The sequence below is a fragment of the Pseudomonas khavaziana genome (genome assembly GCF_019145205.1).
Lineage (GTDB): Bacteria > Pseudomonadota > Gammaproteobacteria > Pseudomonadales > Pseudomonadaceae > Aquipseudomonas > Aquipseudomonas khavaziana.
The window spans coordinates 96,383-119,212 of record NZ_JAHSTT010000011.1 but is presented as its reverse complement, the minus strand read 5'-3'; the positions used below and the strand labels follow the sequence as shown (position 1 = coordinate 119,212).

The window sequence follows — 22,830 nt, the reverse complement described above, 5'->3', positions numbered from 1 at the left end:
AACAAAACGCCCCGGGCAGCCAGTGCCTCGGGGCGTCTGATTTCATGTTTTAGAAGTCCCAGCGAGTGCTGAGCATGAAGTTACGGGGTTCACCATAAGCGGCAGAATTGTAGAAGCCGATGTTGGTGTAATAGGACTTGTCGAAAACGTTGTTGATGTTCAGCGTCGCCGACACGTTTTTAGTGAATTGATAACGGGTCATCAGGTCCACCAACCAGTACGCTTCTTGAGAGAACTCCTCGTAGCCACCACGGGGAGAGTTATAGATATTCTGCCAGCCAATGCTCTGCCAGCGAGCGCCACCGCCAACGGTCAACTTGTCAAGATTACCCTTGAGCTTGTAAGTGGTGTACAGGCTGACCTGGTCTTCGGGTTCGAAAGTGGAAATCTTGACGTCTTTGTCGTCACGCACAATCTTGTGCGTATAGCCAGCCTGGAGCTGCCAGCCCGGAGCCAGTTCGCCGGACATCTCCAGCTCGTACCCCTTCGTCACGGCCTGGGTGCCTTTGAACGCGTAGTTCGAGGGGGTAGGTTTCAAGTTGTTGTAGTCATCGTCCGAAACGGAACGGTTGTCTTCATGGATCTCGAAGTAGGCCGCACTGGCGTTTACACGACCATCCAGGAAGTCGGCCTTTACACCCAACTCCCAATTCTGGCCTTCGTCCGGCTCAAGCAGCTTGTTGTCCCTGTCGCGGTTATAGCTTTCCTGGGGCATGAAAATATCGGTGTAGCTGGCGTAAACCGAGTAGGTGTCATTCAGGTCGTACACCGCACCGACATAAGGTACGAAGCGTCCTGACTCGCGATAGGTAGGGTTGTAACCGGTCACCGTGTAGTTGACTACCCGGCCACCGAGCAGCAGCTTCAGGTCGTCAGCAAGGTTCAGCCGTGTTGTCATGTACATGCCGGTCTGGCGGACAGTGTCGTCGATTTTCGATTGTGGTTTGCCCCAATCAGGCTGCGGGGCGTTGCCGTGCCAGTTATTGAAGTCCACCAGGTTGGGGGCGAGGTTCCAGTAACCGTTGCCATTCCATTCCGAAGCGCTGATGGAACCGCCGAATACCAGTTCATGCTCCCGACCGCCCAGACTGAACGGACCGCTCACATACAGGTCGGCGGAGTCGCTGACGGTTTCACCGGTGTATTTGCCCGAAGTGAGCTGTGACTTACCATCCAGTCCCGGGGTATCCCCCTGGATGGAGCCCATCAGTGCGTGGTAACCGTTGATCTTGTGATCCAGTTGCAGCTTGGTTATCCAGCCGTCACCCAGGTCGTGCTCCAGCATGGCGAAGACGGTGCGGGTGTATTGCTCCCAACTGCTCCAGTCGGCCGCGTTGTTGAACGAACGCTTGACGTTGTTGCGATTACCCTGGGCGTCGATCAGCGGAAAGCTGCCCGACCACGACGAGCCTTTCGGCAGGCTGTCTTGGTAATCACCGCCGACGGTCAGCATGGTGTCGGGAGACAGGTCGAACTCCATGATGCCATAGTAAGTCGGGCTTTTGCGCTCGTAGCGGTCCATGAACGAATGTTTGTCCTGGTAGGCGGCAACCGCCCGGCCACGGACATTGCCGGTCTCGGTCAGCGGGCCACTCACATCCAATTCACTGCGGTAGTTGTCCCAGGAACCTGCCCCCAGCGTGGCATGACCTTGGAATTCAGAGGTCGGTTTTTTGCGTACCAGGTTGATGGTCGCACCCAATGACCCTGCGCCGGTCAGCAGGCCAGTCGCGCCCTTGAGCACTTCAACACGGTCGTAGATCGCCATGTCGCTCAGCGTGTTCCCCGCCGAGTAAGCAACGTTGCGCGCGGTGGAAGGAATCCCGTCATATTGGAAGTTGTTGATGGAGAAACCACGGGCGTAGTAGTTGCTGCGCTCGGTATCGAAGGCTGAAACGGTAATCCCCGGCGTGTGGCGCATCACGTCGTCGACATTGTTAAGGCCAAAGTCATCCATGTGCTGGCGCGTGACGACGGTCACCGATTGTGGAGTTTCCTTGGGTGTCAGCACCAGGCGCGTTGCGGTTGCGATGGAGCCTGGCGTATAGGAACCCGTATTCTCGGTGACATTACCCAGCATGTTGCCAGTGACTTGTGTGGGGCTCAACTCCAGCCCGCCACCGCTGCTGGCGGCGGCAACGGTCAAGGTATTGCCATTGAGGCTATAGGTGGTCTGGCTGCCAGCCAGCAACGCATCGATGGCCTGCTGCGGCTGCATCTTGCCTTTGACAGCACGGCTGTTCTTGCCCTGTACATCGCCTGGGCTGTACAGCACTTGCACATTGGTCTGGCGGCCAAATTCCTGCAGTGCGCTCCCCAGCGACTGCGCAGGAATATTCAACTCGATCTCCTGGGCCTGCACATAGCCTGCAATCGGCATCGACACAGCCAGCGCCAGGGCACTCGGCAAGAGGTTGATGTTCAGGGCCCGGCGCATGGATAGCGCTTTGCTCAGGGGGCTGAGACCGAGTCGTGCTGGCATGGATGCTTTCTCTTCTATGTTTTAAGTGGGCAATTAAAAGTATTTATTGAGGTTAGTTCTCATTACCACTAGTGAGACGTTCCTACTTCGCAAAACCGGAAAAAATATTCCGATGCATCATGCAGGCTCCATTTCATGCACCACCTGGCCGGCACGCAGGCGCACCAATTGGTCGGCAATGTCGAAATAACGGTCGTCATGGCTGATCACGATGATGGTCTTGCCCAGGCGTTTGAGGTCCGGTAGTAGCTCGGTGTAGAAGATGCGGCGGAAGGCCGGGTCCTGGTCGGCAGCCCATTCGTCGAACACCAGTACCGGGCGCTCCTCCAGCCAGGCATTGACCAGGGCCAGGCGTTTGCGTTGGCCGGTGGACAGGTCGGTGGTGCTGAATACGCCATCCTTGACGCTGACCTTGTGGGCGATTTCCAGGCGTTCCAGGTATTTGGTGGCGCTGTCCAGGGACTGAGCGGCGCTGCCTTGTACCAAATCGTCGAACAGGTAGTAGTCAGAAAACACCGTGGTGAACAGCTGCCGATAATCGTCGCGTTCAGGGTCGGTCACCGCTGCGCCGTTGAGCAGAATCTCGCCAGCCTGAGGCGGATACAGACCCAGCAGCAGCTTGATCAAGGTGGTCTTGCCGCTACCGTTTTCGCCGACGATAAATACGATATCGCCTTGCTTGATGCTCAGGTTGATCGGCCCCAGATGGAACGGCTGGCTGCCTTCAACCGCTGGCGGGCTGTAGCTGACGCCGCGTAGTTCAAGGCTGTTGACCAGAGGCTTCGGCGCTTCACTGTCGTCCATCAACAGGTGGGGCTCGGGCGAAGAAAAACGCTCCGACAGTTCGCTGATGCGCCCAAAGGCAATCTTGGCCTTGCCCACGACTGGCAAATAACCCAGCAGATGCTCCAGCGGGCCTTTCATGTACAGCAGCACCAACACGAAGCCGGTGATCACCGTGGGGTCGGGGTTCGGGTTGTAGGCTTGCATTGCCAGGGCCAGGCCGATGACCACGAAGAACAGCATCGAACCAAAGGTCTTGGCGAGGATATAGATGTTGACCGAGCGCACCTGGATGTCGCTGATGCGGTCCGCGGTTTCCTGGATGCGGTGGGTGTTCATGCGAAAACGCCGCGGGCGGTGCATGCGCAGTTCCTTGGCGCCTGACGCAATCGCGTTGTAGTAACGCTGCAATTCATCCTCGTGGCCGCGCGCCAGGTCGAAACCCTGGATGCCCTTGCCCCCGGCAATGAACTGCACGGCGCTGCCGATGATGATCGCAACCACCATCATCAGGAACATCGGCACCGACAGGTAGGCCAGGTAACCCAGGCAACCCAAGGTCACCGTGGCGGCGATGGCCAGGGGCGTGAAGGCGAAGGAGAAGTCGCTGATGGTATCCACGTCATGGGTCAACACCGGGATCAGGCGGTGAGAGCGGTACTGCTCGATCTGCCCGATGGGCGCCGACAGCACCTTTTCACCCAGGTCCTTGCGCAGCGCGGCGATAATCCGTTGCCCGACGTAGTTGGTGCCGATGTCGGAAATGATCGAACTGACAAGCGCCACCACGCACAACGCGGCAAAGGTCAGGACCACGCCCTGCGTCATGCCGCCCTCCGAATGCAGGGCATTGTTGATGGTCGCCAGCAGCAGGGTGATGGCCAGGCCGCCCACCATGCCGAGGGCGACGGAGACCGTCACGATAGTACGGAAGGGCCTGAGCAATGCGAGCAAACCTTTGAAGGCGCCGCGCTTGGGGTCGGTCATAAATACTTCCCGGAAAGTGAAAAAGAGGGCGCTGGGCACACAGACCCTTACCCATGACAAACGAAGCGCCGACGTGACTATTTAGCTCGGCGTGCCCGGCGGTGGCAGTGACCGATAAATTGCCTGGGGCTTGGTTCGTTCTTCTCCTGTAGGCGCAGGTGTATTGACGCCATGCGTGGTCCTTTCAGCGAGAGCGAAACAAATGACGAAAAAGAACCTGGTGTATGTCTGGTCCCTGAGAAATGCCGCCGCCGACAAGGCCGGGCAGCCGGTGGCCTACAAGGACCACGAGCGCTACATGAAGTCAGTGCTGGAGTTTCTGGTGGGCTCGCTCAACGACACGCCGTTGGGCGAGGCTTACAACCTGGTGGGTGTGGTGTATGACGATGATGAGCAAAACCCACGGGACCAGCAGTTGGTGGCGGACTATGGCTTTGCCTGCAAGCCGGGTCGCCAGTGGCTGTATCCGGCGGATTTGCGTGTACAGGGCAAGTTGGTCAACGACCTGCTTTTAAGCGTGCCATCCACCTATCGTCGCCTGCCACGGGGCAGCGCCGAACATATCGCCGGCAAGCAGGATTTCGAGCGGCGCCTGCATGACACCCTGGTGGAGCTGAAGGCCGATATCGTGGTGCTGGATGGCCTGCTGGTGATCCTCGACGAGTTGGTACGACCAGGCGCACCGTTTGCCCGCCGCATCATGAACATCCACCCGGGCATCACTCGCATTGAGTCGCCATACGAGCGCCGGGGTGCCTATGCCACCTGGAATGCCTTGTACGGTGCGCGTGGGCAAGCAGTGGTCGATTGGGCGACCAAGCAGACGCAACAGTGCGAACCGCTGTACCTGACTGGTGCGTCGTTTCACTACGTGGATAACGGCATTGACTCTGGCGAGGTGTTCCACGATGTTCTAAAGACAGAGATTTCGCCCGAGGACACCATCCTCGAGCTGCGCTGGAACAACTTCAATAACAGTCTGTTCCCGGCGTTGCACGAAGGCTTGGAGCTGTTGGCCAAACAAGGCTGAGTACAATCTTGCTGATGCATGGGATCTAAAGGTGGGAGGGGGCTTGCTCCCGATGAGGGCATGTCAGTCAATGCATGGGTGACTGACACACCGCTATCGGGAGCAAGCCCCCTCCCACAATTTAGAGCTCGCGCACGACCCTAAAGCCAATCCAATCCCCACGGGTCTGCGGATAGATGTTATTGCGATTCCCCGAGCGCGAAAACACCGGAGCCTCCCCCCAGTCATTCCCGCGGATCTGATACGCCTCACAGTTGGGCTCAACCCACGCACTGCCATCGGTCGGTGCGCCGATGTAGTTCGGATGTTCGCAATCAGCCACCCGCTCGTACACATTGCCGTGCATGTCATACATGCCAAACGCATTCGGCGGGTAGCTGCCGACCGGCGATGAATAGCTGTAGCCATCCGCCGGACCGTAGGTGTTGGCGTGCTTGGCGATGCTGTAGCCCTTGCCCTCGTCGAACGGGAAGGGGAACGGGCCGGTAGTGCCGGCGCGAGCGGCGTATTCGCGCTGGGCTTCGCTGACCATGTGGTACTGCTGGCCGGTTTTCTTCGACAGCCAGCTCACGTACTGCTTGATGTCGTCCATGTCCATGCACACCGCCGGCTGGCGCGGGCCTTGAGGATAGCGCGGCTTGCTGGCGATGCATTCGCGTCCGGGGCGGTCGTCGCCATTGGCGATCTTCACGCCGGTCTGGCGCACGTAGCTGTCCCATTCAGCGGCGGTGATATGGAAACGGCTCATGGCGAAGGGCTTGGCGAAGGTCACGGCATGCATCGGGCCTTCGTCGGGCTCGCGGCCGACTTCACCTTCCGGCGTGCCCATGGTGAAGGTGCCGGCAGGCAATACCACCATTTCCGGGCAATCCTTGCAGTCTTTGAATACCTTGCCCGGTTGCGGCGCGGCGGCCTGGGCCAGGTTCGGCGCCAGCGCGCCGCACAGGGCGGTGAGCGCCAGGGCGGTCAGGGGTTTGAGTCGGAATGGAGTCATGTGGGCATCTCGTCCAAAGGGAAAAAGGTCATAGCCGTTGGCTCAGCAAGGTCACGAAGCGCTGGATCTCATCCGAGCTGTTGAGCAGGCCGGGCGCGGTACGAATCACCGGGCCGACGTCACGGTCGACTGCGTCCACCACCACGCGTTTTTTCATCAGGTAGGCCGCCACGTCGTCGCTGTCCTGGCCCTTGATTCGAAAGAAGGTGAAGCCCGCCGACAACTCTGGGCTGCGCGGCGTGACCAGTTCGACCTGCGGGCGGGCCAGCAACTGGTCCTTGAGTTCGGTGTTGAGGGCGTGGATACGCGCCTGCACCGGCGCTTTGCCCAACTGCAGGTGCAGCTTGAAGGCTTCGTCGGCGGCCCAGCGATGTTCGAAGGCGTGATAGCCACCGGGGGTCATGGTGGTGGCGAAGTCCTTGTCCTCGGAGAAAGTCGGCACCATCGGCGTGACGTATTTGTTTTCGGTATCGCGGGCGCACACCAGGCCAGTGCCGCGCGGGCCGAACATCCACTTGTGGGTGCCGGCGATGAAGAAGTCGCAGTGCATGTCCGGGAAATCCAGGTTCTCGACGCCGAAGCCATGTACGCCGTCGACCACATAGAGGATGCGGTCGTTGTCGTCACGGTTGCGGTTATGTTCGTTCACCAGTTGGCCGATCTCGCCGATGGGCAGTTTCACGCCGCTGCCGGATTGCACCCAGGTCATACCCAGCACGCGGGTGTTGGGGCGAATGTTGCGCTTGATATTGCCCATCACTTCGTCGACGGATACCTGGGCGGCGTTCTCGAACAGGTGGATACGACGCACCCGGGTGCCCTGCTTGAGCGCACGAAAATCCAGGCTGTTCTGCGTGGCGTAGTGCTCATGCACCGTGGTGAGGATTTCCTGGTCCGGCCGCACCTTGATCCCGCCATAAATCATCGCCAGGCCTTCGGACGTGCTGCCGGTGAGAGCGATCTGTGCAGGAGTTGCATTCAGGTAGCGGCCGGCCCATTCACGCACCTGGCCTTCACGCTTCCAGGTTTCCTGCAAGTCCCAGTCCATCGCCAGACCTGGGTTGCGGTCGATTTGCATGCGATAGCGTTCAATGGCCTCGCGCACCGGCTTGGGGTGCGAGGCCACCAGGAAGTTGGAAAAGTGCAGGTAATCCGGGTCCTGGTTGAACAGCTGTTTTAGTCCCGTCCATGGGTCGTTCGTAGTGGCTGCCACTGCCCGGGGTAGCAGTGCGGTGCCCAGTGGCAGGCTCGCGGCAAAGACGCCGGCCTGCTTGAGAAATGTACGGCGGTCGGTCATGGACTTACTTCGTGGTGATTAGCGGTTGGCCAATGGCTTGGCGGCTTTTTGTACCTGGTCCCAAACCCGCAGGAAGTTGCCTCCCCACAGCTTGGCGATATCGGCTTCGGAGTAGCCGCGCTGGATCAGTTCGGCGGTGACATTGCGCACCTCGCCGACGTTCTCCCAGCCCTTGAGGCCGCCGCCGTCGTTGAAGTCCGAGGCGATGCCGACGTGATCGATGCCGATCTTGCGCACGGTGTAGTCGATGGCGTCCCCCAGGTCCTTGAGGGTGGCCTTGGGTTCTTCCTCGAGGATGGCGTACAGCGCGCTGGCGTATTGGCCGAAGCGTTGTTCGGGCCAGGCGGCAATGATTGCGTCGCCGGGCATCAAGGCCACGGCCAGGTTGGGCAACGGCGGCAGGTCGAAGCGCGCGCGCAGGGCGTTGAGCTTGTTCTGGGTCGGTTGGCTCAAGGGGCGCAGGTACGCAGGGAAGCCCACCACCTGCACCACACCGCCGCTGTTCTTGATCAGTTGCAGTTCCTTGTCGCTGAGGTTGCGTGGGATATCCACCGACGCCCGTGGCGCCGAGTGGGACGCCACCATCGGCGTGCGGCTCAATTGCGCGACCTGCTCCAGGGCCTTGGTCGACATCTGCGACACGTCGATGATCACTCCCAGGTCATTCAGGCGGTGCACCGCTTGTTGGCCGATGGGCGAGAGGCCCTCGAGGGCGTCGGTCGAATCATTGAAAAACGGCAACGGACGCGACGAGTCGGACCAGGCGTTATTGCCGATGTAGCTGAAACCGAACATGCGCATGCCGCGTGCGGCCCACAGGTCGAGCTGGTTCAGATCATTGCCCAGGGGATAGGCGTTGAGCATGCTGATGAAAATTGCAAACTTGCCTTCGCCGTGCAGGCGCCGCATATCGTCCGGGGTGTAGGCGATGCCCACCTGGTTGGGAAAATCACGAACCATGCCGGAGATGATCTTGTAGCGCACCTCCTGCTCATGGCGGGCCTCTTCGACAAAACCGTCGGTGGGCTTGTGCGGGGCATTGGGGCCGCTCCAGATTTCCGGCCAGCCAAAGATCGTCAGCGCCGCGCCGGACAATCGCCCACGCGCTGCCTTGGCCAGGTCGAACTGGCCGCTGCCATCCTTGTCGGCCTCGTTGCCCGCTGTGCCGAAATCCAGGGGCACGGTGATATGGCTGTCAAACGACAACAGGCGATCCTGCATTTCATTGGCTTGCTGGATCACCTCCAGCGAGTAGCCGGCGTTGCCCTTGAACCACTGATCCCAGACCAGAAAGCCGGCCCCGGCACCGATAGCCAGAGCCAACGGCAGGCCGATATACAGCGCCTTTTTCGAACGTGATTTTGTCATTGCCATCTCAGTCAGTTGAGGCCTTTGCTATCAGGAAAGAACGAGCGATGACGGGGGAAATTTAGATGGTGGTGGTACGGCGGTAAATTTCAGCGGGCTGCAAACGTTCTAGCTCTGATTAAGCCGTTTCCTAAGGTAGACAATGACAATCTCTCGACGTGGGTTCATCGCAGGCCTGGCGCTGACCGGCGCGGCCGTGCCGGCGGCCTTTTACGCCCATCGCGAGCTGACGCGGGAAGAGTTCCCCATTACCCCCGGCGAAGCCACGGTCGACCTTGCCGATACTCAGGGCCAGCACCTGGCGGACGCCTTGCGCGGTGTGTGGAGCCTGCGCCTGGAAGGCCGCGATGCCGGGCTCAAGGACTTGCCTTTGCAGGGCTTGGAACTGCTGCTCGACATCGCCCCCCGTGGCCGCGGCCTGCGTGGTTACCTGGACACCGCCGAGAACCTGCGCGCCGACGGCGAGCCGCGTTACCGTGTATTGGGCGATCTGCTCACCGGCGATGGCGCCGTGCTCTATTGGCGGTTGATCGACCGCGATGCGCAGGCCGGTGTGCCCACCTATGAATTCAAGATGACCCTCGATGAAGTCTGGGCCGACTTCGGCAATGCCGGCAGCGGCACCCTGAGCGGGCAGATTCTCGACCTTGCGCGCCCCCTGGCCTTGACCGAGCGCGACAATCGTTTCATCGCCCACAAACAGCTGTTTCCCGAAGCCCGCCAGCGCATTGGCCTGAATCCGACCTTGCTGGCCTGGCTGGTGTCTCCCGAACATCGGCTGTTTCACCAACTCTGGCATGCCAGCCGTGATCGGTGGCACAAGCTCTCCGAAGAGCAACGCGAGGCCCTGCGCGGCATCGGCTGGCAACCCGGGCCCCGGGGCCAGGAGCGCGACGCCCGAGGCAAACGCAAGGATCGCAACGGCTCGGGTATCGACTTTTTCTTCATGCACCGCCATATGCTCGGCACCGCACGCTCCATGCAGGATTTGCCCTCATGGCCGCAATTCCCCGAACCGCAACCTGCGCTGGAGCGTGATCGCCTGGGTTTTGTGCGGTACTTCGACAACCACGACGGCTTCGCGCTGCCCCCTTGTTGGTCGGCACCGGATGACGCCGACTACACCCAGTGGGTCAGCGATATCAAGGCGGCCGAGACCTACCACAGCAACTTCCAGGTCTGGGAGTCCCAATACCGCGATCCGCGTTACCTGGCCCAACTGACCCTGGGGCAACTGGGCTCGGAGATGGAGCTGGGCCTGCACGACTGGCTGCACATGCGCTGGGCCTCGGTGCCCCGCGATCCGTCCAACGGTGCGCCGGTGCCGTTCGCCCGCGACCCTGCGGACTTTGCCGCGCGCTGGTATGCGCCTGAAAACGACTTTCTCGGCGATCCATTTTCATCCCATGTAAACCCGGTGTTCTGGCATTTCCATGGCTGGATCGACGACCGCATCGAAGACTGGTTCCGTGCCCACGAACGGTTCAACCCAGGCGAGGTGACGCGGATGAGGGTCAACGGCGTGGCCTGGTTTGCACCGGGCCGATGGGTGGAGGTGGGCGACCCATGGCTGGGCCCGGACACCCACGGCTGCAGCACCACACCGGGGCTGCAACAGGGGCGCTCGATGGAAATGGACCCGGAAATCATGAAGCTGGCCCTGCGTATCATCTTTGGCGCCGATGAGGAACTGCTCGAGGGTTTGTTCAAGCGCGTACCAAAACGGCCGTGGTATGCGCGGCACTTGAAGGTCAAGCGTCAGACATAAGATGTAGCCCAACAGATGTGTTCAAACCTGCTCTTCATCCCTCAGTTGCACACTCATTTCATCGCAACTACGCGCCCAGTTGCTTAGCCATTGCGGCATCGGCGGCGAGCTTTCGTTCAAACCCAGTTCGCGCACGAATTCCGCCGGGGGCAGGGTGCCCTTTGCGGAGCGAAACACCCCGCGTATCACCACCACGCCAATCACTCGGCCGTTACTGACGAAACGGTGTTCCATCAGGCTCCACTTGTGGTCCCAGCCGAGCATGCGGGTGTGCACTTCGAAGACCTCGAACAGCTTCAACTCTCGACGGAACTTGCCCCAGGTATCGCCCACGATCGGCACGGCCTTGTGACGCAGCGCCACACGGAAGGCGCCGGTGCGCAAGACAAAATCCATGCGCGCCACATCCGCCAGGGTGAAGTACCGGCCATTGGTGACATGCCGGTTGAGGTCCAGGTCCAGGGGCCAGACGCGCATGCGCACCACCGTGGTGTCCAGGCCATGTACCGGTTTGCGCCATGGGCGGCGCAACAGCATGTGCAGTAATCGAAACCAGAGATTCATGAAACTACTCGACAGTTGATCAATGGCAGCACTGTAAAGATGCGTGATCGGCTAGGGTAGGTCCGCAAATGACTTATTACATGGGAAAAGCGCAAATCGGGTTCTAATATGCACATTGTTCTGCTGCGGTTTCTTTTTACTCTCAAGGGGGCCTTGCCGACGGTTGCCCAAAGCCGACCAGTACCTGACTGACGGTCTCGGTCCAAATGTGGAGGGGGCTTGCCCCCGATGACGGCCTCACAGCCGACCAGTATCTAACTGATGGTCGCGGTCCAAATGTGGGAGGGGGCTTGCTCCCGATGGCGGCCTGACAGTTGACCAGGATGTTGGATCACACCGAGTACATATCCATTATTTAGGTAACGGCCACAATTGGTTCCGCTTTTACAGCGGGTCACTTTGAAAAGCGCAAAGTAACCAAACGCTCTTGCCCCACCACTCGGCACCTCGCCCAGGCTCGGTGTGCCCGTAATCCGCCATGGATTTGGGGGGCCGCCGCCACGCGCCATCCATGGCGCGGGGCGGCTAAACCGGCATCCCTGCCGGTTTACCCCCCAAATCCCTGTCGAATTCCGGCCAGCGTGGTTTAACGGGGCGCCTAAGATCAAGATCAAAAGCCAGATCAAGAGCGGCTCGCTGCGCATCGTGGTTGGCGTAGGGCGATGCAGGATTTTGCGATTTTCATGCAAATCGCAGACGAAAAAAAACCGGCTGATCAGGCCGGTTTGGGGTGTCCCGCCAACTGAGCGGGGTTATACGTGGGTGCTCAGCAAGCGTTCGGCACCACCTTCGGCGAGGCCACGTTCCTGCAGGCGATCCGCACCGCCTTCAGCCAGGCCACGTTCCTGCAGGCGATCCGCGCCACCTTCGGCAACGCGGGTTTCTATCAGGCGATCCGAGCCGCCTTCAGCGACTACCGGATGGGCAAAAGCGTTTGCAGCGAGTACCGAGAAAGCGAGGCTAAGCAAGAGTTGGCGTTTCATGATGGTGTGCTCCGAGTGTCTTAGTTTGGGTGCCGTTTGGCATGGGGTTGATGTTACGCGTTGGTTTTTTTAAGAGAACTTCATTGCGCTGATGGTGACTATCGATGCCAGCGATGGTCCTTGCCGAACCATCACTGCAAGCCTCACGGCATCTGCGGCAGTTCATTGGGGCGCAGGTCGAACACCAGCACCTCGGCGTCCTCGCCATGGCTCAGGCGAATCTGGCGCTCGTCACGCACCCGCACACCGTCGCCTTCCTGCAGGCGTTGGCCATTGAGTTCAACGCTGCCGCGTGCCACATGAACGTAGGCGTAGCGATCCGGCGCCAGCTCCAGCCGTGTGCTTTCGTCGCCGTTGAACAGCCCGGCATACACCCGTGCATCCTGGCGAACGTTCAGCGAGCCATTGGCGCCGTCCGGGGAGATGATCAACTGCAAGCGCCCGCGCTTCTGCGCTTCACTGAAATGTTCCTGCTGATAGCGCGGCTTGGCGCCGGCCTCGTTGGGCACGATCCAGATTTGCAGGAAGTGCACCCCCAGACGTTGGCTGTGGTTGAACTCACTGTGGGCCACGCCGCTGCCGGCGCTCATCAACTGCACATCGCCGGGTCGGATCACCGAGCCGGTGCCCAGGGTGTCCTTGTGTTCCAGGGCGCCTTCGAGCACGTAGGAGAAAATCTCCATGTCGCGGTGCGGGTGCTGGCCAAAGCCTTTGCCGGCGGCGACGCGGTCATCGTTGATGACCAGCAGGTCGGAAAAACCCTGTTCGTTGGGGTTCCAATAGTTGGCGAAAGAGAAGGTGTGGAACGACTTCAACCAACCGTGATTGGCGGCGCCGCGTTCGGAAGCTTTGCGAAGGGTCAGCATGGTCCAGTCCTCAAGTGAGCGCGGGCTGCGAGATGCAGGGCGCTGGGGTGAGGAGAAGATTAATGGTTATCGAATTATTCATTAACGAGCTGAAAATAGAATAACTGTCTCCCTCTGGTTGACACTCAAAGTCGTGCCATAATGCCCGCCGCATTTCTGTTCAATGGACTCTCCCGCTTATGAAAACCGTGGCCATGGCGCTGTTTCCGGACTTCCTGCTGCTCGACATGGCCGGGCCGCTGGAAGTGTTTTCGATTGCCAACCGCTACCTGCCGGCAGCCGATCACTACCAGATCCTGACCATTGGCACTGAGCCCGGGCCGTTGCGGGCCTCCAACGGCGTGATGGTGCAGACCGATCTGCTCCTGGAGCAGGACCATGCCGCCTATGACCTGCTGCTGGTGCCTGGTGGCCCGGGTGCCTATAACGAATGCCATCCCGCGCTGCTGCCCTGGCTGAAAGCAGCGGCGCCACGGTCCCGGCGTTTCGGCTCGATCTGCACCGGCGCCTTCGTGCTCGGGCACGCAGGCTTGCTGGACGGGCATCGCGTGACCACCCACTGGCATTACACCGAGCGGCTGATCAAGGCGTTCCCCAATGCCATTGTCGAGACCGACCGTATCTACTTGCAGGACGGGCGCCTGATCACTTCGGGCGGCGTCACCGCCGGTATCGACCTGGCCCTCTCGGTGGTCGCCCAGGACCACGGCAAGCAAGTGGCGGTGGATGTGGCCAAGGTGCTGCTGGTGGTGATGAAGCGCCAGGGCGGTCAGGCCCAGTTCAGCCCGATGACCGCTGCCGTGGCGCCCCAGGAAACCGCGATCACCCGCGTGCAGAACCATGTACTGGCGCATCTGGAACAAGCCTTTACCATCGAATCCATGGCCGAACTGGCCGGCATGAGTGCACGGCATTTTGCGCGACTGTTCGCCAAGGACGTGCAGATGACGCCCATGGCGTTCCTGCAGGGCGCACGCATCGACCGTGCCCGGCACTTGTTGGAAACCACCGACCTGCCACTCAAGACCGTGGCGTTCCACGCAGGCTTCGGCAGCGTGCGGCATATGCGTTTTCTGTTCAGTGAAAAGCTGGGTCTGAACCCTACCCAATACCGACAACAGTTCAGTTAACGACACAATGTCCGTCCAGGGCACTCGATTGTCCGTATCGCTCCCCGTGCCAGCATTGCCCTGTCATCGCCAGCTGGCAAGATAGCGCCGAGCCCATGGAAAAGGACGCGCAGGCACTCAAGCACGGGTGTTCCAGCGCTTTTAGCGGACATGCACAACTCTGCGGCGATCAGCTTCGGCCCTTACACTTTTCATCGGCAACAGCGCCTGGTCAGCAAGACGGGCCTGCCGGTGGCGCTGGGCGGACGCGCCCTGGATATTCTTGCGGTGCTGCTCGAGGCGCCTGGGCAATTCATCAGCAAGACGACCTTGATCCAGCGGGTCTGGCCCAACAGTGTCGTCGAGGACAATAACCTGCGCGTGCACATTGCCGCATTGCGCCGGGCGCTCGACGGGCCACGCCTGATCCTCAATCACCCCCAGCGCGGTTACTGTTTCGTCGCCCCTGTGCAAGGTTCGGCGCCGACGTTACTGCCACAGCACAACCTGGCGGCGCGGCTCAGCCCGATATGTGGCCGCGATGAGCTTGTACGGGTGCTGGCGCGACGCTTGCCCGCGCACCGGCTGTTGACGCTCACCGGGATGGCCGGCATTGGCAAAAGTACATTGGCCCTGGCCTTGGCCGAGCGGGTATTGCCCCGCTACCGCGACGGGGTGTGGTGGGTCGACCTGACCCGCATGCATGCACCCCACGAACTGCTCGGCAGTCTGGCCACGGTATTGCAACTGCAGGATTGCGAGTGCCTTGATGAGCTGTGCCGCCAATTGGCCTCGCGCCAGTTGCTGTTGGTACTCGATGGTGCCGACCGGTTGCTGGGCGCGTCTCGCAAGCTGGTGCGTGCATTGCGCGAACGGGCGCCCGGCGTCAGCGTGCTGGTCAGCAGCCGCGAAGCGCTGCTGGCCCCTGGCGAGTGGGTGCTGCGCGTGCCGCGTCTGGCCGTGCCGTCGCCGTCGGCATTGAGCAGTGTCGAGCAGGCCATGATCTGTCCCGCGGTGCAGCTGTTCATCGCTCGGGTGAGTGCCAGCCAGCAGGGGTTTGTATTACGACGTCAGGATCTGGCAGCGCTGCGCGATATTTGCCGGCGCCTGGACGGTATCCCGTTGGCCCTCGAACTGGCGGCGGTCCAAGTCGACGCATTGGGCGTCAGCGGTGTGCAGAGACAGTTGCGCACGGGGCTGGAGACGTTGACCGGTGGGCGACGCACGGCGGTGGAACACCATCGATCACTGACTGCTGCCCTGAACTGGAGCTACGAACGCCTGAGCCTGCCGGAGTGCTGGCTGTTCCTGCAGTTGGGGTTGTTCAAGATGGCAGTGACCTTGCCCGCCTTGAGCGAGCTGGTGAGCGGGACCGAGCTTGAGCACGCCGACCTGGCCTATCTGCTGGCGCGCCTGGTCAATGTCTCGCTGCTGAGCGTCGAACCTGGGCTAGACCCCCAGCGCCGCTACCGCCTGCTCAATTGCGTGCGCAGTTATGCCCTGGCGCAACTGCGTGACCCGCGTCAGGTCGAGCGTTTGCAGCAGGGTTACGAGCCATGTGTGGGCGCTTTTTCAGGCCGGCCGTTTGTCTTGCAACTCGTCGAGCAGGCTGCCTGCGCGGACTAAGTCGCGAGTGGTGAAGCCTTCGGTAAATCGCCCGTAGACTGAACCCAGCAGGTCCCGCGCCGCCTGCAAACGCCCCTGTTGTTGCCACAGTTGTGCCAGGGAAGTCGCACAGCGCAGTTCCCAGGCCAAGGCACCTTGTTGGTGCGCCAGGCCCAGGGTGTCGAGCAACAGGGCTTCAGCGGCGCGACTGTCGTCCCGTTGCACCCACTGTTCGGCACAGACCCGCAGGATTTCAGGCGCGCACCAGCCCGAAGAGCCTGCGCGTGCGCGCTCGAAGGCTGCTTCATTGACTTCGTCGGCGCCGAATGTGATCAGGGTGTCCTCGATCAGTCCCAGGCCCTGCAGATCCTGGTTGCCCAGGATGCCGGCGTAATGTCCGGCCCAGGTCTGAAACAGCTGCGCCGAATGTTTGTGCGACTGTTCCAGCAGCAGCTTTTGCAGGGCTTGAGCATCGTCTTCGTTGCCGTTGTAGCGGGCGATGACGACCCCGGCCAGGGCCAGGGTGTAACAGATCGACGTGCCATGATTGATCTGCAGGGCCAGCTCCAGCGCCTGGCTGGCGGTGCGCCAGGCGCGATCGGGAAACCCCTGCAACCACAGGATCCGCGCCAGCAGGGTCAAGGACGCCACGCTTTGATCGTATTGCACGCCGACGCCATGGGCGAACCGGTTCACATGGCCGCTGTGGCTCATGCGCTGCAGCACTTGTTCGGCATTGTGTCGGGCGAGCGCCTGGTTCCCGGTGTAATGCTGGGCCAATGCGCGCAATCGTTGGGCGCTCAGCTCCAGCAACGGTTCGGTACGCGGGTCGAGGCGATCAAACTGCAGGCTTTGTTGCAGCGCTTGGGCATAGCGCCCGGCGCACAGGTTTACAGCCATTTGTCCGGAGACCGCACGCAGTTGCCCTGCAACGTCCCGACGTGCCAGGGCCAGGCGTTCGGCACTGACAAAGGCTGCAATGGTGCGGGGCGCAGCGCCCATGGCATGGTAGGAGAGGCTGCCCAGGGCCAATTGCAATTGAAGGATCAGTTGCGTGCAGGGCGTATCGACCTGGCCTATCAGCGCCAGTGCCTTGTCCACATAGCCGCCGTGCTCACGCAGCAATGACAATTCCTGCCACAGGGGCATTGCGCTGACCGTCAGGCGGATGGCCAGCAAGTGCCCGACGTCCTCGGCAAAGCCCCAATCGAGTGCGGCGCGCACGTCTTCGCGCAGCGGTGCATAGCGGTCAAGCCAAGGCTGTGTGGCCAGCAGTTCCCAGTCGGTCCGGGCCTGCTCCATCAGCGCCAGGCAGCGGGCCGCATGGCGCTCTCGGGTGGCTGGCAGTTCGCCGGCGAGGCTGAGCTTTTCCAGGGCGTAGGTGCGGGTGATATCCAGCAGGCGATACACCATCTCGTCATCGCCGGCTTCCACATTCAACAAAGACTTGGCCACCAATTGCGTGATGGAGCCCAGCACTTCGGCGGGTGCGAGCGTTTCCCCTGCGATCACCGCTGCGGCGCTGGCCAGGCTGAAGCCTGCGCGAAAAACCGCGAGGCGACGCAGGCAGGTTTTTTCGCACTCGCCGAGCAGGTCAAAGCTCCAGTCGAGGGTAGCCCGCAGCGTTTGCTGGCGGGGCAGGGCGCTGCGCCGCCCGCGGGCCAGCAGGCGGAAATTGTCTTCCATCTGTACCAGCAGCCCCTGTAAGCCAAAACGCTCGATTTGCGCGGCCACCAGTTCAATTGCCAGGGGAATGCCGTCCAGGCGCTGGCAGATATCAATCGCCAGGGGCAGTTCAGCTTCGCTGAGGGCAAAGCTGTCCTGATGGGACATGGCCCGCTCGATCAGCAATTGCATGGCCGGATAGCCCAGGGCCTGGGCACGGTTGCCGGTGGCGGGCGGGCAGGCCAGCGGCTCGAGGCGTTGCACATATTCACCGTCGGCGCGCAGGGCTTCGCGACTGGTGGTGAGGATGTGCAGGTGCGGCGCATGGCGCAACAGGGTTTCGCTGATCAGGGCGATGTCGTCGAGCAAGTGTTCGCAGTTGTCGATCACCAGCAGCATCTGGCGTGCCTGCAGGCTACGGGCGAAGCTGACCAGCGGTGCATTCGCAGCGGGTGTCAGGTCGAGGAGGGCGGCGAGGTTGGGCAGGATCATCGAGGCTGCGCTGAGTGGCGCCAGGTCCAGCAGATGAATGCCGTCACGGTAATGCCCGATCAACAACTCGGCGACGCGCAGGGCCACGGTGGTCTTGCCGATGCCACCGGCGCCGGTCAGGGTGATGAAGCGCTGCTGCGGCAGTTGCTGCACCAGGGCGTCGATCAGGGCTTGGCGGCCAATCATTCGCGTACGCCGCAACGGCAGGTTATGGCTCGGGCGCTGGGGCATGCCACCTGTGGGTAGCGTCATCGGTTCAATGCTCAGTGGCGCGACAAAACTGTAGCCGCGCTGAGCGACCGTGACGATATAGCGCTGCCCGGCCTGGCCATCGCCCAGTGCCTTGCGCAACGCGGCCATATGCACCCGCAGGTTGCCGTCTTCCACCACGGTTTTAGGCCAGACCCGCGAGATCAGCTCCTGCTTGCTCACCACATTGCCGGCCTGCTCCAGCAGGACCAGCAGGATATCCACGGCCCGCCGCCCCAGGCGCAGCGGGCGACCGGCCTCCAGCACCAAACGCTGGCGCGGGTGGACACGGTAGGGGCCGAAGTGCACGGCCTGGTCGCTCAAGTCAGTCATGGCTGCCCTGGTTCCGGAGTCGAAGATGGGCCAGCATATTCCAGGTGCGTGAAGACCACTAGGCGGCGATCACCAAAGGCTTGTGGCGCGACTGATGGTTTCGCCAGGTCATCGGGTTCACGCCTTCGCTGCGCGTGAACATATGGCAGAAGTGCGCCTGGTCGCAGAAACCACATTCCAGGCTGATTTGCGTGAGGCTCAAGGACGAACCGGTGATCAACTCCTTGGCGCGCTGGATGCGTTGCTGGCGGATCCATTCCTGGGGCGATAGCCCGGTGGTGCATTTGAATGCGCGGGAAAAGTGGCTGCGCGACAAGGCGCAGGCCTGGGCGAGGTCGGCGATGGCCAGGCTTTCGCCGAGGTTGGCGAGGATCAGTTGCTTGGCGATTCGTTCGCGCCGGGGGCACAGGCCGCCGGTGGCGGACAAACGTGGGGCGTATTGCTCGAGTCGGGCCATGACAGATATCCGTAGTCGATGGGAGCGTTCCCGGTGGATGAGTGCAGTGTAGACGCCTGCATTCTTGGTGCAGGAGCACCGGCCTGACGAGTTAATCGTTGTTAATTTCGCCAGCTGCAGGCGTGGAAAAGACAGCACAGGCATGCAATCACGGGTGGTGCGGATATGCTTCCCTGACCGTCTGGAAAACGTTTGGATACCGCCATGAACCGCAACGACCTGCGACGCGTCGACATGAACCTGCTGGTGATTTTCGAAGCCTTGATGTTTGAAAAAAACCTGACCCGGGTCGCCGAAAAACTATTTATGGGCCAACCGGCCGTGAGCGCCGCACTGGGTCGTTTGCGCGACTTGTTCGACGACCCATTGCTGCTGCGCAACGGCCGCGGCATGGAGCCCACGTCCCGTGCGGTGGCAATACTCAAGGAGCTGCAACCGGCCATGGACACCATCTCGGGCGCCGTCAGCCGCGCCAAGGACTTCGACCCTTCCAGCAGCAGCGCGGTGTTTCGCATCGGCCTGTCCGATGACGCCGAGTTCGGGCTGTTTCCGGCGTTGCTCAGCCAACTGCGCGAAGAGGCACCGGGCATCATCGTGGTGGTGCGCCGGGCTAATTACCTGTTGATGTCAGCTTTGCTGGCCAGCGGTGAGATCTCGGTGGGCGTCAGCTACACCACCGAACTGCCGGCCAATGCCAAGCGCAAGAAACTGCGGGACATCCCTTGCAAGGTACTGCGCGGCGATGACGGCGTGGCGCCGCTGACCCTGGATGACTACTGCGCCAGGCCCCATGCGATGGTGTCGTTTTCAGGCGACTTGAGCGGCAATATCGACCTCGACCTGGCACGCATCGGCCGCTCGCGCCGTGTGGTGCTGGCTGTACCGCAGTTCAGCGGGTTGCGTGCATTGCTGGCGGGCACGCAGATTATCGCCACCGTACCGGATTACGCGGCCTGCGCTTTGACCGAGGGCACCCGCTTGCGCGCCGAAGACCCGCCGTTTGCGATCGATGCAGCGGAGCTGTCGATGGTGTGGAGCGGGGTGCATGACAATGACCCGGCGGAACGTTGGTTGCGGGGGCGAATTTCGGAGCATATGGCGGCGAACTGACTGCCAAGTGACTCAGTCTCAAGCCTGTCGGTGATCCTCTGTAGGAGCGAGCTTGCTCGCGAAGAACGTCAACGATAACGCGTGTTTTCTGAATAAACGCGGCGCCTATGGGTTTTTCGCGAGCAAGCTCGCTCCTACAGGCATAGGGCTTGCCCCCTCCAACATCCTCACGCTCCAAACAGCACATACATCCAATTCCCAATATCCACGGCCCGGCAAACTCCTCCCATCGCTCAATCCTGCGGGGGAGTCACCCAACCATGGACCCAACACCCAAGACCAGCCCGGACGAAGTCGTCACGCTGGTGGTCAAGCACCGGGTCAAGCCCGGGCGCGAAACCGAGTATGAAGCCTGGCTGCGCCGTATCGTGCGTATTGCCGGTGAGCGCCCCGGCCATCTGGGCGTCGATGTGGTACGCAGCCGGCAGAACGGCATGGCGCTGTTCACCTGTGTGCTGCGCTATCGATCCACCGATGCCCTGGAATTGTGGCTTGACTCTCCCCAACGTCAGGCCCTGATCGACGAAGCCGCGCCGATGCTGGCGGACGGCGACCAGACCGAAATCGGCGCCGTCAATGAGTTCTGGTTCGCGCCCCAGGCCGACGGCGCTGCCCAGCCGCCGCGCTGGAAGCAGGCAGTGGTCAGCCTGTGCGTGATTTTGCCGCAAACCTTGCTCCTGCCGTTTATCTGGGGGCCGATCCTGCGCCTGCACCCGTTGCTATCCAACTACGTGGTCTCCACTTTCCTGGTCACCCTGACCATTGTGCTGTTGGTGGTCTACCTGCTGATGCCGGCGGCCACCCGCTTGTTTGCCCCCTGGCTTCAACCTTCTGTAAAGGAAACCCTATGAACGCCGATCTGATTTTGTTCAATGGCCAGTTTCACACCGTGGACCGGGAAAACCCACGGGCCACCGCCGTCGCCATTCGTGAGGGGCGCTTTGTCGCTGTGGGTACCGACGGTGAAGCCATGGCCCTGCGCGGCAGCGCCACCCAGGTCATCGACCTCAAGGGCCGCACGGTGATCCCCGGGCTCAATGACTCGCACCTGCACCTGATCCGTGGCGGGCTGAACTACAACCTCGAACTGCGCTGGGAAGGCGTGCCGTCCCTGGCCGATGCCTTGCGCATGCTCAAGGACCAGGCCGACCGTACCCCTACACCGCAATGGGTGCGCGTGGTCGGCGGCTGGAACGAATTCCAGTTCGCCGAAAAACGCATGCCCACCCTCGAAGAACTCAACCAGGCCGCGCCGGACACCCCGGTGTTTGTGCTGCACCTGTACGACCGCGCCTTGCTCAACCGCGCGGCGTTGCGGGTGGCCGGCTACACCAAGGACACGCCCAACCCGCCAGGCGGCGAGATCGTACGCGACAGCCACGGCAACCCCACCGGCATGCTGGTGGCGCGTCCTAACGCGATGATCCTGTATTCGACCTTGGCCAAGGGTCCGAAACTGCCCTTGGAATACCAGGTCAACTCCACCCGCCAGTTCATGCGCGAACTCAATCGCCTGGGCCTGACCAGCGCCATCGATGCCGGTGGCGGCTTCCAGAACTATCCCGATGACTATGCGGTGATCGAACAGTTGGCCAAGGATCAACAGTTGACGGTGCGCATCGCCTACAACCTGTTCACCCAGAAGCCCAAGGAAGAACTCAGCGACTTCAAGAACTGGACCGGCAGCGTCACTCTGCATCAGGGCGATGACTATCTGCGTCATAACGGCGCTGGCGAAATGCTGGTGTTTTCGGCGGCGGATTTCGAAGACTTCCTCGAACCGCGCCCGGACCTGCCGCTGACCATGGAACAGGAGCTGGAACCGGTGGTACGCCACTTGGTGGAACAGCGCTGGCCGTTCCGCCTGCACGCCACCTACGACGAATCCATCTCGCGCATGCTCGATGTGTTCGAGAAAGTTAACCGCGACATTCCCTTCAATGGCTTGCCATGGTTTTTCGACCATGCTGAAACCATTACCCCGAAAAACATCGAGCGCGTGCGCGCCCTCGGCGGCGGCATTGCGATCCAGGACCGCATGGCGTTCCAGGGTGAATACTTTGTCGAGCGCTACGGTGCCAAGGCCGCCGAAGCCACGCCGCCGATCAAGCGCATGCTCGCCGAAGGCGTGCCGGTAGGAGCGGGCACCGATGCCACGCGGGTCTCCAGCTATAACCCCTGGACCTCGTTGTACTGGATGGTCAGCGGCCGCACCGTTGGCGGCCTGGAGCTGCACGCCGAGGGTCTGCCACGCCTTACCGCGCTGGAGTTGTTTACCCACGGCAGCGCCTGGTTCTCGTCCGAGCAGGGCAAGAAGGGCCAGATCAAGGTCGGCCAGCTGGCGGACGTGGCCGCGTTGTCGGCGGACTTCTTCAGTGTCGACGAGGAAGCCATCAAGTGGATCGAATCGGTACTGACCGTGGTCGGCGGCAAGGTGGTATACGGCGCGGGTGACTTCGAAGATTTCGCCCCGCCACGCGTGCCGGTGCTGCCGGACTGGTCGCCGGTGGTCAAGGTACCAGGGCACTGGCGTCCGTCCTCGCCCTTGCAGGCCCAGGTCCACCAGTGCAGCGGCCCGTGCGGCGTGCATGCCCACAGCCATGAAAAAGCCCGTCTTTCCAGTGTCCCAGTCAGCGACTTCCAGGGCTTCTGGGGTGCGTTTGGCTGTTCATGCTTTGCCTTTTAATC

At 61.4% G+C, this 22,830-nt stretch carries 17 protein-coding genes; 7 read left to right on the top strand and 10 right to left on the bottom strand.

The genetic code is table 11. From position 1 onward, the window contains the following. Nucleotides 1-49: 49 nt before the first annotated feature. Together KVH01_RS23045 and KVH01_RS23040 are read right to left on the bottom strand one after the other, a co-directional pair. A complete protein-coding gene (locus KVH01_RS23045; RefSeq protein ID WP_217883036.1) occupies nucleotides 50-2,482 on the bottom strand; it encodes a TonB-dependent siderophore receptor in 2,433 nt (810 codons plus the stop codon). A gap of 117 nt (nucleotides 2,483-2,599) precedes the next feature. Further along, nucleotides 2,600-4,252: a cyclic peptide export ABC transporter gene (locus KVH01_RS23040; RefSeq protein ID WP_217883035.1), complete on the bottom strand. Its 1,653-nt coding sequence runs from the start codon at nucleotides 4,250-4,252 to the stop codon at nucleotides 2,600-2,602. 202 nt (nucleotides 4,253-4,454) lie between these two features. On the opposite strand from KVH01_RS23040, the gene KVH01_RS23035 reads away from it, so the two are divergent. Next, nucleotides 4,455-5,282 carry a formyltransferase family protein gene (locus KVH01_RS23035; RefSeq protein ID WP_217883034.1) on the top strand — a complete coding sequence of 276 codons (828 nt, stop codon included), beginning with the start codon at nucleotides 4,455-4,457 and terminating at the stop codon, nucleotides 5,280-5,282. A 121-nt stretch (nucleotides 5,283-5,403) separates the two neighbouring features. Here the strand turns inward: KVH01_RS23035 and pvdO are convergent, their stop codons facing one another. The 3 genes from pvdO to pvdM are packed head-to-tail and all read right to left on the bottom strand — an operon-like array spanning nucleotide 5,404 to nucleotide 8,941. Next, entirely contained in the window at nucleotides 5,404-6,276 is an 873-nt protein-coding gene (gene pvdO / locus KVH01_RS23030; RefSeq protein ID WP_217883033.1) for a dihydropyoverdine dehydrogenase, read from the bottom strand. Nucleotides 6,277-6,304: 28 nt separating this feature from the next. After that, a complete protein-coding gene (pvdN, locus tag KVH01_RS23025; protein WP_217883032.1) occupies nucleotides 6,305-7,573 on the bottom strand; it encodes a pyoverdine-tailoring periplasmic protein PvdN in 1,269 nt (422 codons plus the stop codon). 18 nt (nucleotides 7,574-7,591) lie between these two features. Further along, nucleotides 7,592-8,941, bottom strand: coding sequence for a pyoverdine-tailoring dipeptidase-like protein PvdM (gene pvdM / locus KVH01_RS23020; protein WP_217883031.1), 1,350 nt, complete (start codon nucleotides 8,939-8,941; stop codon nucleotides 7,592-7,594). A 142-nt stretch (nucleotides 8,942-9,083) separates the two neighbouring features. Here pvdM and pvdP point away from each other — a divergent pair, with 142 nt between their 5' ends. Next, the gene (gene pvdP, locus KVH01_RS23015) at nucleotides 9,084-10,709 is read left to right on the top strand and encodes a pyoverdine maturation tyrosinase PvdP (protein WP_217883030.1); all 1,626 of its coding nucleotides are present in this window, start codon (nucleotides 9,084-9,086) and stop codon (nucleotides 10,707-10,709) included. A 21-nt stretch (nucleotides 10,710-10,730) separates the two neighbouring features. On the opposite strand, the gene KVH01_RS23010 is transcribed toward pvdP, so the two are convergent. From KVH01_RS23010 to KVH01_RS23000, 3 genes are all read right to left on the bottom strand, one after another. Then, on the bottom strand, nucleotides 10,731-11,273 hold the full coding sequence (locus KVH01_RS23010) for an acyl-CoA thioesterase (protein WP_217883029.1): 543 nt from the start codon (nucleotides 11,271-11,273) through the stop codon (nucleotides 10,731-10,733). Nucleotides 11,274-12,025: 752 nt separating this feature from the next. Then, nucleotides 12,026-12,256, bottom strand: coding sequence for a hypothetical protein (locus tag KVH01_RS23005; protein WP_124400378.1), 231 nt, complete (start codon nucleotides 12,254-12,256; stop codon nucleotides 12,026-12,028). Between the two features lie 143 nt (nucleotides 12,257-12,399). Further along, nucleotides 12,400-13,122 (bottom strand): pirin family protein, encoded by a 723-nt coding sequence (locus KVH01_RS23000; RefSeq protein ID WP_217883028.1) that lies wholly within the window; start codon nucleotides 13,120-13,122, stop codon nucleotides 12,400-12,402. A 179-nt stretch (nucleotides 13,123-13,301) separates the two neighbouring features. Here KVH01_RS23000 and KVH01_RS22995 point away from each other — a divergent pair, with 179 nt between their 5' ends. Further along, nucleotides 13,302-14,252 (top strand): GlxA family transcriptional regulator, encoded by a 951-nt coding sequence (locus KVH01_RS22995; protein ID WP_043051494.1) that lies wholly within the window; start codon nucleotides 13,302-13,304, stop codon nucleotides 14,250-14,252. 150 nt (nucleotides 14,253-14,402) lie between these two features. Further along, nucleotides 14,403-15,857 carry a winged helix-turn-helix domain-containing protein gene (locus KVH01_RS22990; RefSeq protein ID WP_217883027.1) on the top strand — a complete coding sequence of 485 codons (1,455 nt, stop codon included), beginning with the start codon at nucleotides 14,403-14,405 and terminating at the stop codon, nucleotides 15,855-15,857. On the opposite strand, the gene KVH01_RS22985 is transcribed toward KVH01_RS22990, so the two are convergent. Together KVH01_RS22985 and KVH01_RS22980 are read right to left on the bottom strand one after the other, a co-directional pair. Further along, entirely contained in the window at nucleotides 15,804-18,575 is a 2,772-nt protein-coding gene (locus KVH01_RS22985; protein WP_217883026.1) for an ATP-binding protein, read from the bottom strand. The two genes, KVH01_RS22990 and KVH01_RS22985, sit on opposite strands and share 54 nt — an antisense overlap. A gap of 58 nt (nucleotides 18,576-18,633) precedes the next feature. Further along, complete coding sequence (locus tag KVH01_RS22980) at nucleotides 18,634-19,032, bottom strand: helix-turn-helix domain-containing protein (RefSeq protein ID WP_043051491.1); 399 nt, start codon at nucleotides 19,030-19,032, stop codon at nucleotides 18,634-18,636. 204 nt (nucleotides 19,033-19,236) lie between these two features. Between KVH01_RS22980 and KVH01_RS22975 the strand changes: the two genes are divergently transcribed. The 3 genes from KVH01_RS22975 to KVH01_RS22965 all read left to right on the top strand — a co-directional run bounded on the left by KVH01_RS22975 (nucleotide 19,237) and on the right by KVH01_RS22965 (nucleotide 22,828). Then, entirely contained in the window at nucleotides 19,237-20,142 is a 906-nt protein-coding gene (locus KVH01_RS22975) for a LysR family transcriptional regulator (protein ID WP_217883025.1), read from the top strand. Between the two features lie 260 nt (nucleotides 20,143-20,402). Beyond that, nucleotides 20,403-20,993 (top strand): antibiotic biosynthesis monooxygenase, encoded by a 591-nt coding sequence (locus tag KVH01_RS22970; protein ID WP_043051489.1) that lies wholly within the window; start codon nucleotides 20,403-20,405, stop codon nucleotides 20,991-20,993. Beyond that, a complete protein-coding gene (locus KVH01_RS22965) occupies nucleotides 20,990-22,828 on the top strand; it encodes an amidohydrolase (protein WP_217883024.1) in 1,839 nt (612 codons plus the stop codon). Before KVH01_RS22970 ends, KVH01_RS22965 begins: the two co-directional genes overlap by 4 nt. Nucleotides 22,829-22,830: the final 2 nt, after the last annotated feature.